At 68.7% G+C, this 15702-nt stretch carries 9 protein-coding genes and 4 pseudogenes; 6 read left to right on the top strand and 7 right to left on the bottom strand.

The genetic code is table 11. The annotated features are described in order from the left end of the window. Nucleotides 1-115 precede the first annotated feature (115 nt). The 6 genes and pseudogenes from O3597_RS22170 (at nucleotide 116) to O3597_RS22145 (ending at nucleotide 7901) form a co-directional block, all read left to right on the top strand. Nucleotides 116-894, top strand: a pseudogene (locus O3597_RS22170) (transposase family protein). A gap of 61 nt (nucleotides 895-955) precedes the next feature. Next, the gene (locus tag O3597_RS22165) at nucleotides 956-1873 is read left to right on the top strand and encodes a DUF6807 family protein (protein ID WP_348650305.1); all 918 of its coding nucleotides are present in this window, start codon (nucleotides 956-958) and stop codon (nucleotides 1871-1873) included. 904 nt (nucleotides 1874-2777) lie between these two features. Next, a pseudogene (locus tag O3597_RS28590) lies at nucleotides 2778-4391 on the top strand (Ig-like domain-containing protein); the annotation flags it as partial. Between the two features lie 66 nt (nucleotides 4392-4457). After that, nucleotides 4458-4865: pseudogene (locus tag O3597_RS22155) on the top strand (cellulose binding domain-containing protein); the annotation flags it as partial. Between the two features lie 447 nt (nucleotides 4866-5312). Beyond that, entirely contained in the window at nucleotides 5313-6323 is a 1011-nt protein-coding gene (locus O3597_RS22150; RefSeq protein WP_269740000.1) for a sugar-binding transcriptional regulator, read from the top strand. A 113-nt stretch (nucleotides 6324-6436) separates the two neighbouring features. Beyond that, a pseudogene (locus tag O3597_RS22145) lies at nucleotides 6437-7901 on the top strand (NF041680 family putative transposase). A gap of 124 nt (nucleotides 7902-8025) precedes the next feature. Here the strand turns inward: O3597_RS22145 and O3597_RS22140 are convergent. The 7 genes from O3597_RS22140 to O3597_RS22110 are packed head-to-tail and all read right to left on the bottom strand — an operon-like array spanning nucleotide 8026 to nucleotide 15673. Beyond that, a complete protein-coding gene (locus O3597_RS22140) occupies nucleotides 8026-9027 on the bottom strand; it encodes a D-ribose ABC transporter substrate-binding protein (protein WP_235944527.1) in 1002 nt (333 codons plus the stop codon). A 52-nt stretch (nucleotides 9028-9079) separates the two neighbouring features. After that, the gene (locus O3597_RS22135) at nucleotides 9080-10192 is read right to left on the bottom strand and encodes an ABC transporter permease (protein ID WP_269739997.1); all 1113 of its coding nucleotides are present in this window, start codon (nucleotides 10190-10192) and stop codon (nucleotides 9080-9082) included. Beyond that, entirely contained in the window at nucleotides 10189-11727 is a 1539-nt protein-coding gene (locus tag O3597_RS22130) for a sugar ABC transporter ATP-binding protein (protein WP_164446298.1), read from the bottom strand. Before O3597_RS22130 ends, O3597_RS22135 begins: the two co-directional genes overlap by 4 nt. Continuing rightward, nucleotides 11724-12356 (bottom strand): DUF2291 domain-containing protein, encoded by a 633-nt coding sequence (locus O3597_RS22125; RefSeq protein ID WP_164446297.1) that lies wholly within the window; start codon nucleotides 12354-12356, stop codon nucleotides 11724-11726. The genes O3597_RS22130 and O3597_RS22125 overlap by 4 nt, the downstream gene beginning before the upstream one ends. Continuing rightward, nucleotides 12353-13828, bottom strand: a complete 1476-nt coding sequence (locus tag O3597_RS22120) for an FGGY family carbohydrate kinase (protein ID WP_281602269.1) — start codon at nucleotides 13826-13828, stop codon at nucleotides 12353-12355. Before O3597_RS22120 ends, O3597_RS22125 begins: the two co-directional genes overlap by 4 nt. After that, on the bottom strand, nucleotides 13821-14792 hold the full coding sequence (locus tag O3597_RS22115; RefSeq protein ID WP_164446294.1) for a transketolase C-terminal domain-containing protein: 972 nt from the start codon (nucleotides 14790-14792) through the stop codon (nucleotides 13821-13823). The genes O3597_RS22120 and O3597_RS22115 overlap by 8 nt, the downstream gene beginning before the upstream one ends. Next, nucleotides 14789-15673: a transketolase gene (locus O3597_RS22110; protein ID WP_269739995.1), complete on the bottom strand. Its 885-nt coding sequence runs from the start codon at nucleotides 15671-15673 to the stop codon at nucleotides 14789-14791. Before O3597_RS22110 ends, O3597_RS22115 begins: the two co-directional genes overlap by 4 nt. Nucleotides 15674-15702: the final 29 nt, after the last annotated feature.

Here is a 15702-nt window from a genome sequence, read left to right as displayed (position 1 = left end):
TCCAAGCTGATTTTGCAGCTCAGGGTTGGTGTGGCAGGCCCGGTGATCGATGGGTGCGAGGCTCCAGGTAGGACAGCTGTCGAGCAAGACTCGAAGCCCGACCGGGAGCCTCGCCATGCTGTCCTACCCCGCCACGATTCCGTTGTCCAGCCGCACTCTGAACCACCTCGCCGAACGCATCCGCGACCACCGCAAGCAGCGCCGATCCCACTGGCGGCGCCTTGAGCCCGGCCGGCAGGCGCTGCTCGCCCTGGCCCATCTGCGTAACGGCGACACCTATACCCGACTTGCCGCCGGCTTCGAGATCGGCGTCGCCACTGCCTGGCGCTACGTCCAGGAAGCGATTGCCCTGCTCAGCTCGGCAGCCGCCGACCTGACCGCGATGCGACGCATCCGGCTGCTGGCGTACGCGATCCTGGACGGCACGCTGATCCCGATCGACCGGGTCGCCGAGCAGAAGCCGTACTACAGCGGCAATCACAAACGCCACGGCGTGAACGTGCAGGTCATCTCCGACGCCACCGGCCGGCTCGTGTGGGCATCACCGGCACTGCCCGGTTCGGCACACGATCTGACCGCCGCACGCGGTCACGGCATCATCGATGCCCTGACCAGCGCGGACGTGCTGACCTTCGCCGACAAGGGCTACCAAGGCGCCCACGGCAGCGTCCGCACCCCGCTCAAGCGGCGCCGCTTCCGGCCCAAGCTGTCACACAGGCAGAAGGCCGTCAACCGAGCCCACGCGAAGATCCGCGCCCGCGGAGAACGCGCGATCGCCACGCTCAAATCCTGGAAGGTCCTGGCCAAGCTGCGCTGCTGCCACACCGAGTCACCGCGATCGTGCAAGCCATCCTGGTCCTGCACCACGTCGAAGCCAACCGCTACGCAGGATGAAAGTGGCTCATACTGCGGGCCGGCGCCTGCCGGCTGACCAGTCCGGTCTGCCACCGCCGCCGTGCGCAGGACGGGAGGAGTTCACCATGGGCGGCCGGTCCACCGTGTCCGACCTGATCAGTCTCAGCCTGGCCGACCATGTCGTGGCGGACTACGTCTGGCAGCTGCGTCTACCGCTGACGGCCTCACCGCGACCTTTTCTACATCCGGTACGAACCCTGACCGGCGCCGAGGTCACCGAACTCATGCCGGAGGACCACCCGCATCACCTGGGGTCTGTGTGGCGATCGCCGACGTGGGCGGGGTCAACTTCTGGGGTGGTCGTACCCTTGTTTCCGGCCGGGCCCGATGGACCTGCGCAACCACGGCACTCAACTTCACCAGAGGCTGGGTGCGTACAACCCCCAGCAGCATCGACCACGACCTGCGCTGGACGGGACCTGAGCGGGTCGACCTGCTGCACGAACGGCGTACCATCTCCGCCGTAGCGGTCAGCGAAGTCGCGTGGGCGCTGGACTTCAGCTACGAGATGACCAACGTGACCGCCCTGCCTCTCGCTCTCGCCAGCCCCGCGACCAACGGCCGGCCGGCCGCGGGCTACGGCGGCTTCTTCTGGCGGGCCCGGCGAAGTGGCCGGCGGGTGGAGGTCCTCGGCCCGGATCGCGTCGGAGTGCGGCACCTGCACGGCAGCCGCGCCCGATGGCTGGCGCTAGTCGGTGGGGGCAGCGACGCACCGTGGAGCCTGGTCTTCGTCCCCGACCGCGGGTCACAGCAGGCCGATCAGTGGTTCGTCCGCCACGACGACTACGCCGGGGTCGGCTCCTCGCTGGCCTGGGACCGGCCGCTCGTCCTGGCCCCGGGCGCCGGGATCCGCCGCCGGATCGTGACTCTGGTCGTGGACGGCAGGCTGCGGGTGGCACAGGTGGCCGGTGTTCTCAGCGCCGCCGAGGCCATCCTGACCGGGGCGGGAACGGGGTAGCAGCGGCGGTGACGTGGGAGACCGAGTCTGTTGCCTGCGTCCGGGTGGCCTTCGACCCTCGCGGCTGAAGTTCGAGACCGAGACACCCGTCTAGTGGATAAACATTCAGCAACGGATATGTTGCTGCGCGCCGTCTACTCTGCGACGATAGCTGTCGATGTAGTGTGTGGAGCCAGGTGACCTGATTAACCGCAGCCGAGGGCAACGGCGGCGGAACGACGGTCCTGAACATCTCATGCGAACACGTTGGCGCGTGGTGGAGTTGTCCGCCCCGTGCTCGCTCGGTGGGTGGGATGTCCGGGGCGGCCGGGGCATGCCATACCCGTGCCACTGGCGGGCCGGTGTCGAAGCTCAGGCGAGTTCCGCCTGGGCTGGTTCGAGTGGCTTCGACTCATTCCGTCTATCTCTCCCGCGTGGCGTCTGATGATGGCGCAGCCGCCGCAGGCGGCATGTCGTGTCGTGAGCTTCCGGGGCGATGAGCGCGAGCCGTTCGCGTCCGTGTCCGGTCTGAACCGCTGGCAGATCCCGGCCTGCCAGCGACTGCTGGCGGCGGTGTGTGCCGTCAGCAACGTCTGGTAGTCCGGCAATCGCTGACGCGGCCGTTGTGGCATCCGACTGGAGCTGGCATGCAGCCGGAGGTCCCACGGCCGGCTCACCGGCTGCTCACCGAGGCAGGGATCAACCAGAACAAGGGCCTGCGCTTCGCCTGGAAATTATATGCGGGAAGTGGTCGTTCATGGGTCGTCTGACGGAGAGTCAGCCTCTCTGCGTCCGGTCGACCGACGTTTCAGGAACATGACGACACGTTGACAAGCGCGTCGCGTGACGTTATGTTCGCGGTTCGCATGCATCGAGCACCGTCAATGAATTGATATTCGCGGCACCGCTGTTGGCGAACGCCCGGATGTATCTCGATCTCCTACACAAACCTCAAAGGAGGGCAAGGATGGAAACAGTTGGGCATCCACCGATCAGCCGGTTGGGCTGGCGGTTGCCTGGTGTCACGGGGGCGATGGTGATCACCGTCGCTATGGCGCTGGGCGCCGCGTCAATCGCCACGCCGCGAGCGGGGGCAGCGGTGGACCCCGCGCCCGTAGCGGCGGCGGCCCCGCTCGCGTTCCCCGGCGCGGAGGGGGCGGGGGCCAACGCCAAGGGCGGCCGCGGTGGTGACGTCTACTACGTGACCACGCTCGCCGACTCCGGGCCCGGGTCGCTGCGGGCGGGCATCGACGGCGCGCCGGCCGGTGGCCGGACAATCCTGTTCAAGGTTTCCGGCACGATCGCGCTGAACTCCAACCTGGGGATCAACAAGTCGAACATCACAATTGCAGGCCAGAGCGCGCCCGGCGACGGGATCGCGATCCGCAATCACACCCTCGGCATCGGCAATGGCGCCCACGACGTGGTCGTCCGTCATATCCGGCTGCGCACCGGTGCGAGTGACGATCGCGACAGTATGTGGATCTCGTCCGGCCGCAACATCATTATCGACCATGTGTCGGGGTCATGGGGTTCGGATGAGGTGATCTCGGCCAGTCGGGATGTCCAGAATCTGACCGTGCAGAACACCATCATTTCCGAGGCGTTGAACCGGGCTGGTCACGCGTTCGGCAGCATCATCGCCTCCGCGCACGACACCACATACTCGTGGCATCACAACCTGTGGGCGAACAACGTCAGTCGCAACCCCCGTCCGGGCACCGACGCCCCGGATCCGGGCTTCCGGCTGGACCTGCGCAACAACGTCTTCTCCAACTGGGGTTACGCAGCCGGCTACAGCGGCTCGGACGACGGCCCGATCGAGCTGAACTACATCAACAACTACCTGGTGGCCGGGCCGAACTCGACCGCGACGTGTGCCATGGAGAGTGGCGGCAGTCTGCGGACCTACCAGTCGGGCAACATGATCGACCTGAACAAGAACGGCCGGGTTGACGGCAGCAACACCGGGTGGGGGATGTTCTGTGGAAACCACGTCAGGCAGAGTAGTGAGTGGCCTGTCCCGTCGGTGACAACCGATTCCGCGGGCACGGCGTACGCGCGGGTGCTGGCGCAGGGCGGTGCGATGCCGTGGCGTCGCGACGCCGTCGACAAGCGGATCGTCGACAGCGTCCGCCAGCAGAATGGACGGATCATCAACAACGTCTCCGACGTTGGCGGTTGGCCTACCCTCGTTTCTGCGCCGGCGCCCACGGACACCGACAGTGACGGCATGCCGGACTATTGGGAGCACGCCCTCGGGCTCAACCCGAGCAACGCGGCGGATCGGAACAACACCGATGCGACCGGTTACACGATGCTGGAGAAGTACCTGAACTGGTTGGCTGACGGCCACGCGACGGTCGACCGCAACGGGTCGGTGGACGTAGACCTGCGTACCCTCAACGGTGGCTTGGCCCTGAACTTCACCGTCGCCTCGGGCAGCAACGGCACGGTGACCCTGCTGGGTGACGGCCGTACCGCCCGGTTCACCCCGGCGGCCAACCATAGCGGGCTGGCGAACTTCACCTACACGGCGACCGATCCGGCCTCGGGACTGGGCTTCGGTCCGGTGAGCGTGGGCGTGCTGGTGCGGGGCAACGGCACTGCGCCGCCGACCACTGCGCCGCCGACCACTGCGCCGCCGACCACTGCGCCGCCGACCACTGCGCCGCCGACCACTGCGCCGCCCTCGGCAGGTTGCCGGGTCACGTACACGGTCAACGCGTGGAACACCGGTCTCACCACCGCCATCAGCATCACCAATACCAGCACCACGACGGTCAACGGCTGGACGCTTGCGTTCACCCTGCCCGGCGGGCAGACCATCACCAGTGGCTGGAACGCCACCTACTCCCCGTCGAGCGGGGCGGTCACCGCCCGCAACGTCTCCTACAACGGCACGATCGCGCCGAACTCCTCGGTCGACATCGGCTTCCAGGCCAACCACACCGGCAACACCGGCCGGCCGTCCTCCTTCACTCTCAACGGCACCACCTGCACAGTCGCCTGACCCACCGCCCGGCGCCGGTGCCCTCCAGCACCGGCGCCGGGCGACCGGACATCCGGTCCGCGGGCAGACAGCCCCGGTTCCTCTCGCAGGTCACCGCCATCGGGTCCCGCCCACTCACCCGGTTCATCGAACGGCTCGTATGTCCGGTACCAGATCTTGGTTGCCGTGGCGCCGCCCGGCAACGCCACCTGGGTTAGGTTGAACCTGGCAGCGAAGTCCGCCAGTCGACCGTTCCGCACTGCCGGCTCTGTGCCCACCGGGCCGGCCTGGGCATTGGTCGTCGACTCACGCACCAATCAGATGGCGGCCGTCGACACCGATCCGCGCTCACCTTCGACCGTCGTGAATCCGTCCCGGAAGTAGCTGTGCGCAACCAGTGTTGAATACTCATTCAGGTATCCTCTGGTGGCGAGGCTCTCGCCTCACCCGCACGTCGGAAGGAGTCCTGTGCCCAGCGAACGCGGTGATCTGCGGGAGCCGGCGATCGGCGGCGTGTCCACCAGCCAGTTGCGGCTGTTGACCAAGGTGGCTCGGATGTACCACGAGCACGGGATGCGGCAACCGCAGATCGCCGAGCAACTGCACATCTCCCAGCCCCGCGTCTCTCGCCTGTTGAAGCAGGCCACCGCGCTGGGCATCGTCCGCACCACCGTGATCACCCCGGCCGGCGTGCATGCCGAGCTGGAGGAAGAGATCGAGCGCCGATTCGGTCTGCGAGACGTGGTGGTGGCCGACACCGGCCACTCCTCGCCGGGCGAGCAGTCCGCCTTGAAGGCCATCGGCGCGGCGGCCGCAGTCTACCTGGAGACCACACTCACCGGCGGCGACCGGATCGGCATCTCCTCCTGGAGTTCGACCCTGCTCGCCACCGTCGACGCCATGCGCCCCCGCCCCAACCCAGTCGCCGACCAGGTCGTCCAGGTCATCGGCGGGGTCGGTAGCAGCACGTCGCAGATCTACGCCACCCGCCTCGCCGACCGACTGGCGATCCTGACCGGCGCCAAGGCGATCTTCCTGCCCGCCCCCGGGCTGGCCACGTCATCAGCAGCCCGCGAGGTCCTCGTCACCGACCCGCACATCAGTGACGTCATGGCCACTTATGGCAGCCTCACCATGCTGCTTGCCGGCCTGGGCAGCCTGGAACCGTCGCCGCTGCTGATGGAGAGCGGCAACGCCATCGCCGACACCGATCAGGACGCCCTGCGCAAACTGGGAGCCGTCGGCGACATCTGCCTGCGCTTCTTCGATGAACACGGCGAGGTGGTCAAGTCCGCGCTTGACGAGCGGGTACTCGGCATCGACACCGACACACTGCGATCGATACCTCGTGTCGTCGGGATCGCCGGCGGTACCCGTAAGTACACCGCCATCCGCGCGGCGCTCCGTGGCGGCTGGCTTGACGTCCTGGTGACCGACCTCGACGTGGCCCGGTGTCTCGCCGTGGAACCGGCCCCCTAACTTGATCTTTAACCTCCGCGGGTCCTTTGGGGACCCTGGCTGGTCACGGAAACAGCCCTTGGTCGATGATCTTCTTGTCTAGGGAAGAACATCAATAACCAAGGGCTGTTCTGGTGACCAGTGTGCATGGCCGTTGTGCGGCTGATGCCGTCGGGGACCTGGACAGGTCCCGGCGAGTGTTCTACGACTGCTTGACCGCGCTTGCGGACGCGTTGTTCGACCTGACGGACGCCGTGTTGTGCGCCGATGGGCCGGTCCGGTCGTTGGTGGAGTTGTCGCTGGTGGGTGAGCATCGTCGTGGTCACGGGGCGTTGTATGACGCCCTCGCCTGCGGGCGGCTGGACATCGACCGGCTGCGTACCGCCCTCGCCGGGGTGCCGCTGCCGCGGGCGGCCGACGGGCGTCTCGTTCTGGCGGTGGACATCACCTGCTGGCTGCGTCCGGACGCGCACACCTCACCGCAGCGGATCCTGTGTCACACCTACGGCCGCGGTAAGGACCAGACGATCATGGTTCCGGGCTGGCCGTATTCGATGGTCGTGGCCCTGGAATCGGGCCGCGGTTCATGGACGGCGCCGTTAGACGCGGTGCGGCTGGCGCCCGGTGCTGATGCCGCGGCGGTCACCGCCGGGCAGGTGCGCGACATCGTGGGGCCGGCTGGTCTCCGCCGGGCAGTGGCAGCCCGGCGACCAGGACATCCTGGTCGTGGCCGATGCCGGCTACGACGCGCCCCGCCTGGCGTTCCTCCTGGCCAATCTGCCCGTGCAGGTCCTCGCGCGGATGCGCTCGAACCGGGTACTCCGCCGAGCCACGCCACCCCGGCAGCCGGGAACAATCGGCCGGCCGCCCCGTCACGGCGGCGAGTTCGTCTTCGGTGATCCCGCCACCTGGGGCGAACCCGACGCGGCCACCGTCACCGACACCCGCCTCTACGGCACGGCGTGGGCCCGGGCCTGGAACCGGCTGCACCCCCGGCTGACCCACCGCAACGCCTGGATCGACGCGGCGAAGGCACTGCCGATCATCGAGGGAACCGTCATCCGCTTGGAAGTCGACCACCTGCCCAGCGGCGCGACCCCGAAGCCGGTGTGGCTGTGGTGGTCCGGCGTCGACGCCACCGCCGCCGACGTCGACCGGCTCTGGCAGACCTTCCTGCGCCGCTTCGACATCGAGCACACATTCCGCCTGTTCAAACAGACCCTCGGCTGGACCTGCCCGAAGATCCGCACCCCGCAGGCAGCCGACCGCTGGACCTGGCTGATCCTCGCCGCCTACACCCAGCTCCGTCTCGCCCGCACCGCGGCCGCCGACCTACGCCGCCCCTGGGAGAAACCAGCACCACCGCAGCGCCTGCCACCCGCCCGCGTCCGGCGAGGGTTTCGACACCTCCGCGCCAAGGCCACCTGCCCCGCCGGCGCACCGAAACCTTCCCGACCAGGACCTGGACGGCCGCCCGGCCGCCGCAACACCCAGCCCACCTCGCGTCACGACGTCCACATCGCGACCACCAAGAAGACCAACAAACCGGGCACCGAGAAGACGAAGACCGCGAGTCCTCGCCCACGCCAAAGAGGTTAAAGATCAAGTTAGCCTCCGCCCGGACCGCGGCACAGCAGGGGCCGTCTGCTTCCACCACCGGCGTCACCCGTCGGGTCCCGTGCCCGGCCGAGGAAGGCATGACACGGGACCTGAGGGACGGAACCTACTTCCTGCCGAAGACGCCGAACTGGTCGGCGTTGTCTTTGGTGACCAGTTCGCAGTCGATGGACTGTTTCTCCGGGGCACCGGTCGACCCGGTCTTGATGAACTTGTCGGCCTGCTCGACCGCCGTTTCGGCGCCGAGCACGGCCGGTTGCAGGGCGGTGGCGTGCATCTCTCCGGCCTTGATGGCGGCGATGGCGTCCGGGCTGCCGTCGAAGCCCACCACCACGACCTTCCCGTTCAGTCCGGCGGCCTTGAGCGCGGCGACGGCGCCGAGTGCCATGGTGTCGTTGCCGGCGATGACGCCCTGGATGTTGCGGTTCTTCTGCAGGATGGTCTCCATCTTGGTGAAGGCTTCCTGCTGGTCCCAGTTGGCGCTTTCCTTCGCGACGAGCTTCATGTCGGGATACTGGGAGATGACGTCGGTGAAGCCCTTTGAGCGCACGCCCGCGTTGGTGTCGGACTCCTTGCCGACGAGCTCGACGTAGCTGCCTTTGCCCGACATGGCCTGGACGAAGGATTCGGCGGCCAACTGGGCGCCCTGGGCGTTGTTGGAGACGATCTGCGCGGTGGCGATGCCGGTGGCGTTGATCTCCCGGTCGATGAGGAACACGGGGATGCCCGCGTCCTTGGCCTTGCGGACCGGACCGATGGACGCGTCGGCGCCGGCATTGTCGAGGATGATCGCCTTGGCCTTGCGGGAGATCGCCGTGTCGATCAGCTCGCTCTGCTTGTTCGGGTCGTCGTCGTGGGACGCGACGGAGGTCTGGTAGCCGAGTGACTCCGCTTTGGCCTTGGCGGCGTCGGCCTCGGCCTTGAAGAACGGGTTGTCCGCTGACGGCGTGATGATCGCGATGAGGCCACCGGCCTCCTTGCCGCCTTCGTTCTTGGTCGACCCGTCGCCGGCGGAGCCGCACGCGCCGAGGAGAAGGGCGGCGCTGACAAGGGGCACGACGGCGAGGGCCTGCCTCCGGGGGATTGAAGAGTACATGTGGGACTCCATGGGGGATGGTGTGGTGTGGTGGGTTATGGGGGATGTGAGGGTGGAGCCGGAGTCAGACCGACGGTGTCTTGGTGGCTGCGGCGGCGGAGGCGAGGGCGCCCTGACGCCGCTGGAATCTCTGCTGCCCCTGGTCGAGCATGACGGCGAGGACGATCACCGCCCCCTTGATCAGGATCTGCCAGAACGTCGACACGCCGAGGAGCACAAGTCCGTCGGCGAGAAACCCGATGACGAAGGCGCCGACGAGTGTGCCGCGCACCGTGCCGCGGCCACCGCTGAGGGCCGCACCACCGATCACCACCGCGGCGATGGCGTTGAGTTCGTAGGTCTCGCCCGCCTGTGGTGCCGCGGAAGTCAGTTCCGAGGCGATGATGAGGCCTGCCACCGCCGCGCATCCGCCGGCGACGACGTAGACGATGGTCTTGACCCGGCGGACCGGTACGCCGGACAGCTCGGCCGCCCGATCGTTGCCCCCGGTGGCATAGAGCCAGCGGCCGAACGGGCTTTTGATCAGTACCAGAGCGACCGCGGCGGCGAGGATCGCCATCAGCCAGATCGAGGTGGGCAGCCCGAGCGGTCGCCCGCTGCCGAGGAAGCCGAAACCGGTGTTGCCGAGCTCCGGGCTGCCGGCCAGTCTGGGATAGGTGGTGCCGTTGGAGATGAGCAGCGCCAGCCCGCGGGCCACGTAGAGCATGCCGAGTGTGGCGATGAACGGCGCGACGCGGAAGCGGGTGATCAGGACACCGTTGACCAGGCCGACGAGCATCCCCACCGCGACGCAGAGCACGATGACCGCCCAGACCGGCGGGTATGCGATGGTGTCGAGGAATCCGAGCCGCAGGCCCTGCAGCAGTTCGCCGGCGACGACACCGGACAGTCCGACGACGGATCCGACCGACAGGTCGATGCCGCCCTTGAGGATGACCAGCAGCATGCCAAGCGCAATGATCGCGTTGATCGCGACGTGCTTGGTCATCGTGATCAGGTTGGTGACGGTCAGGAACGAGTCGGACAGCAGGCTGAACACGACGACCAGCACGGCCAACGCGATGAAGGCACGGAGCTCGAACAGGCCGTTGAGCAACGACATCCGGTGGGCCTTCGTGGCCGAGTCGGTGGCGGTGTCGTGTCCTGCCTTCGCCGGCAGGGTGGTCTGTGTGGTCACAGCGCCGGCTCCCTCTGCGCGGCGGGGGCGGCGACACGGCCGTCGGACAGGCTCATCAGTTCCTCCCGGGTTATCTGCCCGCGCCGGTACTCGCCTACCACCACGCCACGGGCGAGCACGAGCAACCGGTCGGGGATGTGCAGGGCCTCCTCGGCTTCAGATGTCGCGAAGAGCACGGAGAGTCCACGGCGCGCTTGAGCGGCCATGAGTTCGAAGATGTCCGCCTTGGCACCCACGTCCACGCCGCGGGACGGCTCGTCGAGAAGCAGGACGCGGGGCCGGGTCAGCAGCGCCTTGCCGATGACGACCTTCTGTTGGTTGCCGCCGCTGAGCGAGCCGATGGCGGCGGTGGCGCCGCTGGTCTTGATGGTGACCTCGGTGATGGTCCGCTCGACCGCCTCGCGTTCGGCGCTGCGCGTGACGAGCAGGTTGCGGACGAACCGTGACAGCCCGGCGAGGCTCAGGTTCTGCCCGACCGACATGGACTGGACCAGGCCGTCGCGTTGACGGTCCTCGGGAACCAGGGCGATCCCCTCGGCGATTCGTCGGCGGATGCCGGCGTCGCCCAACGGTGAGCCGTCGAGGGTGATCGTTCCTGCGGCGGGCGTGATCCGTCCGGCGAGCGTCTCCAGCAGTTCGGTACGCCCGGATCCCATGAGTCCGTAGACGCCGACGATCTCGCCCTCGTGAAGGGTCAGCGACACCTGGTTGACGGCGAGGCGGTGAGGGTTATGCGGGTCGGCGACCACGACCCGGTCCGCGGAGAGTACCGGGGCGCCGACGATGGTCTCGCGGTAGGGAAACAGCGCGTCGGGGTCGCGGCCCACCATGTGCCGGACGATCCAGCCGAGCGTCACCTCGCTCGCCGCACCGGCGGCCACCAGGTTGCCGTCCCGGAGTACGGCCACGTCGTCGGCGATCTCCAGCGCCTCGTCGAGATGGTGTGAGATGTAGACGACGGCGACCCCGCTGGTGGTCAGTTCCCGGATGATCCGGAACAGGACGGCTACCTCGGGCGCGGTGAGGGCCGAGGTGGGCTCGTCCATGATGAGCACCCGCGCGTTCTGCAGCAGTGCCCGGGCGATCTCGACGATCTGTTGCTGGCCGAGGCGCAAGTCGCCCACGAGCCGGTCGGGGTCCAGATCCTCCTCGAGCCGGCGCAGGACCGCAAGGGTGGCCTCGCGTTGTGCCGCCCGGTCGACGATGCCCCGGGTACGGATCTCGCGGGCCAGGAAGAGGTTGTCCTGCACGCTCAGGTTGGGGCAGAGACTCAGCTCCTGGTGGATGATCGAGATGCCCTGGTCAGCCGCCTCTCGGGCGGACCGGGGACGGACGGTCGTGCCGTCGAGTTCGATGTGGCCGGTGGTGGGCTGCTCGATCCCGGCCAGGATCTTCATCAGGGTGGACTTGCCGGCACCGTTCTCGCCGAACAGCGCCGTCACCCGGCCGGCGGCGATCGCGAAGTCGACGCCCTTGAGCGCATGGGTGCCGCCGTACACCTTCGTCACACCACAGGCACGCAGGACAGGGTTCACGGCGCCGTCCCGATCTCGATCGGGGTGATGGTGATGACCGACGGCGTGACGAAGCTGAACGCGCCGGTGAACGTGATCTTCTTTCCTGCCAGCTCCGCGGGACTCAGGTCGGACAGCACAGTCGCGCGCATCTGGTTGTTCAGTGCGGTCGCCGCGTCCGCGTACTCCACCTGGTTGAGGAAATCGCCGAAGGTGATGAAGCCGGCGGCGTCCCGCAGGGCCGTCCCGTTGATCGCCGGCCCTACCTGAAGCGACACCCGGGTCTTCGCGGGCAGTCCGGTGTCCGAGACGAGCATGAGACTGCCGGTGGTCTTGCCGGCGATGCCCTCGCCGGTGACCGCGAAGGTCCACGGGCCGGTGCTCTGCCGGTGGCCGTACTTCCGGCCGGCCGCCTCTTTGTCCGCGGTCAGGGCCGCGAACAGTTCCGGCAGCGGGGTGGCGCCCTGCCGGATGGCCGGCACTACCTTGCTCTGGTATGTCTCGGCGCCGTAGCGGGCTGGGTCGAACCTCTGTGCCTCCGCCGTCGAGGGCGCGTCCGCCGGCCGATACTCGGTGCTGACCAGGATCGCCACGACGAGTGCGGCGACGGCCGCCGGGCCGAGCCATCGCGGACGCGGTGCGAGGGTCACGATCTCCTCCTTCCCGGTACGGCAGCAGGTCGGGCCCGGTCGACCGCGTCGTGCCATCGGGTCCGCTCGGCGGCCCGGGCCACGTGGTCGGTCGACGGGTGGTACTCGTCGGTGGGTCGTAGCCGCCGCTCAAGGTCAGGCAGGCTCCACAGGCCGGCGGCCAGTCCGGCCGCGTCCGCGGCGCCCAGGCAGGACAGGTCCTGCTCGGCGGAGCGCCCGACCCGCCGCCCGCTGACGTCGGCCTGGGTCTGCATCAGCCGGGCGCTGCGGGTCAGGCCTCCGTCACACAGCAGCAGCCGCACCTCGCCGACGGTGGCCTCGAGCACCGCCACGACGTCCTCGATCTGGTGGGCGATGGCGTGCAGGGCTGCGGCGGCCAGGTCGCCGCGGCGGGTGGCCAGCGTCATACCGCTGAGTACGGCGACCGCGTCGGGATCCCACCAGGGGGCGCCCAGGCCGCCGAACGCCGGTACGATCTGCACGGGGCCCGCGGCATGCGCCGCCTCGTCGAGCAGCACCTGTACGTCGACGCCGAACAGATCGGCCAGCCAGCTGAGCGTACGGCCGGTCGCCCGGATATTGCCCTCGACGGCGAGAACAGGGCCGGTGACGTCCCAGGCGACGGTGCGGCACAGCCGCGGGCTGTCACCGCCGTCGCCGATGGCCATGACCGACGAGCCGGTGCCGTAGGTGGCCTTCACCACCCCGGGTCGCCAGCCGGCGTGCGCGAACATCGCCGCATGGGAGTCCCCGAGGACCGCCCGCACCGGAGTGCCGTCGGGCACGGGCGCCAGACCCCGGACGGCCGGGAAGTCGCCGCAGGAGGCGACCACGCGGGGCAGCACGGCGGCGGGTACGGCGAAGAGGTCAAGGAGGCGTTCGTCCCACCGCCGGGTGTCACTGTTGAGCAACTGCGTGCGCGAGGCGTTGCCGACCTCGGTCACGTGCTCTCCACCGAACCGGCTCAGCAGCCAGGAGTCGACGGTGCCAAGGCACAGTTCGCCGGCCTTGGCACGCCGCCGTTGCGGGTCGTAGGTGTCCAGGAGCCAGCCGGCCTTGAGGGCCGAGAACATCGGGTCCAGGGGCATCCCGCTGATCGCGCGCACGAGCGGGCCGCTGCCAGCCGCTGCGAGTTCGTGGCACGCGCCGTTCGTCCGCTGGTCCTGCCAGCTCACCAACGGCCCGAGCGGTTCGCCGGTGCGGCGGTCCCACAGCACCAGCGACTCCCGCTGGGTGCTCAACCCGACCGCCTCGATCCGGTGCGCGAGCGCCGGGTCGACGCACGACGCCACGGCCGCGCGTACGCTCTGCCACAGCTCGACGGCGTCCTGCTCGACCCAACCCGGCTGCGGCTGCCGTTCGGACAAGGGCGCGACAGCACGTGCGACGACCTGCCCGCCGGCGTCGACCAGGAGTGCCTTGGTGGAGCTCGTCCCTTGGTCCACCGCGAGGACGAGCGACCCGTCAGCCATGACCACCACCCGTGTCGGAGGTGCCGAGCAGGTCACGCACCGCCGCGGCGATGCCGTCCGCGGTCAGCCCGAAGTGCTCGAGCAGGAACGCGGTGTCGCCGGTGGGGGCGAAGACTCTGGGCACGCCGAGGATCCGCATCGGGGTGGGGTGGGCGGTGGCCGCGATCGCCGCGACTGCTGCCCCCAGACCTCCGGTCGTGGTCGCCTCCTCGGCGGTCACGATCCCTCGCGTCTCCCGAGCGGCGGCCAGCACCGCACGGACGTCGATCGGATCCACGAAGGGCATGTTCAACACACGGACGGCGATGCCCTCCGCGCGCAGTCGGTCGGCGGCGTCCAGCGCGCGGCTGGTCAGTGACCCGATCGCGATGACCGTGACATCGTCACCGTCGATCAGCCGAACCGCCGTGCCGGGGGCGAAGGGGGCGTCCGGTGGCGTGACAGCGGGCACCTTGAAGCGGGGAATCCGCAAGTAGGAGGGTCGACCTGAGGCAGCGGCCCAGCGTACGGCGGCCCGGGTCTGATCCGGGTCGGCCGGCACGATCACGTCGAGGTTCGCCACCGCGCGCATCCACGACAGGTCCTCGATGGAGTGGTGGGTCGGCCCCAGCTCGCCGTAGGCCATGCCCGGGCTCTGCCCGCAGAGCACGACGTGCACGTCGCTGTAGGCCACGTCCGCCTTGATCTGTTCGAGCGCCCGACCGGTCAGAAAGGGTGCCGCCGCGCAGACGAACGGGATCTTGCCCGCATTGGCCAGCCCGGCCGCCACACCGACCAGGTCCTGCTCGGCGATGCCGACGTTCACCAGCCGCTGCGGGAACTCCTCGCGGAAGCCCACGAGGTTGCTCGATCCGACCGAGTCGTTGCAGACGGCGACGATGCGCTCGTCCGCTCGGGCCATGAGGCGCAACTCGTCGGCGAACGCCTGCCGGCAGTCGAAGGTGACCTGCTCCACGACCGTCATCCGACGAGCTCCGCCAGCGCCTGGTCGACCTGGTCGTGGGTGGGCACCTTGTGATGCCACTCGACGCGGTCCTCCATGAAGGACACACCCTTCCCCTTGATCGTGTTGGCGATGACCGCGACCGGCTGCCCGGCCGACGACGGCCCCAAGGCACGCAGCAGCGCGGCGTGGTCGTGCCCGTCGACGTCGCGCACCTCCCAGCCGAAGCTGCGCCACTTGTCGGCGAAGGGCTCCAGACGCTTGGTGTCCTCGGTGCGGGCGCCCTGCTGCAGGCGGTTGCGATCGATCACCGCGGTCAGCGATGACAGTCCGTGGTGGGAGGCGGTCATCGCCGCCTCCCAGTTACTGCCCTCTTGCATCTCTCCATCACCGAGGACGACGACCGTGCGCCAGGTCGCTCCAGTCAGCCGCGCGGCGATGGCGCAGCCGGTGGCGACCGGGAGACCGTGTCCCAGTGCGCCGGTGTTGGTTTCCACCCCAGGCACCTTGAGCTTGTTCGGGTGCCCGTTCAGCGCGGACATCGGCGCCATGAACGTCTCAAGTTCCTCTTGGCGGAAGAAGCCGCAGTGCGCCAAGGTGGAGTACAACGCCGCGGCGCAGTGCCCCTTGCTGAGAATGAACCGGTCCCGCTCCCGCCACGTCGGCCGCTGCGGATCCAGTGACAGCGCTCCCCAGAAGCAGGTCACCAGGATGTCGGTCACCGACAGGTCACCGCCGATGTGACCCATCCGGGCGCGGTCGATCATCCGGACGATGCTGCGCCGCACCTCTCGCGAGATGCGCCGCAACTCGACGGCGGCGACATCGGCGTCGGACGCGCGCAGGCGGGCGGACAGTTCCCCGTACCGCTGGGAGCGTTCGGGATCAGCCGGCAGTTTCACGGTGCCACCTCATCGAAGGTATGCCACTT

The organism is Verrucosispora sp. WMMA2044, from assembly GCF_027497155.1.
Classification (GTDB): Bacteria; Actinomycetota; Actinomycetes; order Mycobacteriales; family Micromonosporaceae; genus Micromonospora; species Micromonospora palythoicola.
Note: the sequence above shows the minus strand (reverse complement) of the source record. Positions and strands in the feature narration are given on the sequence as shown.

Bases quoted from the DNA above. Each gene is read 5' to 3' on its own strand.
- O3597_RS22140 (WP_235944527.1), bottom strand. From the start codon at position 9,027: ATGGAGTCCCACATGTACTCTTCAATCCCCCGGAGGCAGGCCCTCGCC.
- O3597_RS22115 (WP_164446294.1), bottom strand. From the start codon at position 14,792: ATGACGGTCGTGGAGCAGGTCACCTTCGACTGCCGGCAGGCGTTCGCC.
- O3597_RS22120 (WP_281602269.1), bottom strand. From the start codon at position 13,828: ATGGCTGACGGGTCGCTCGTCCTCGCGGTGGACCAAGGGACGAGCTCC.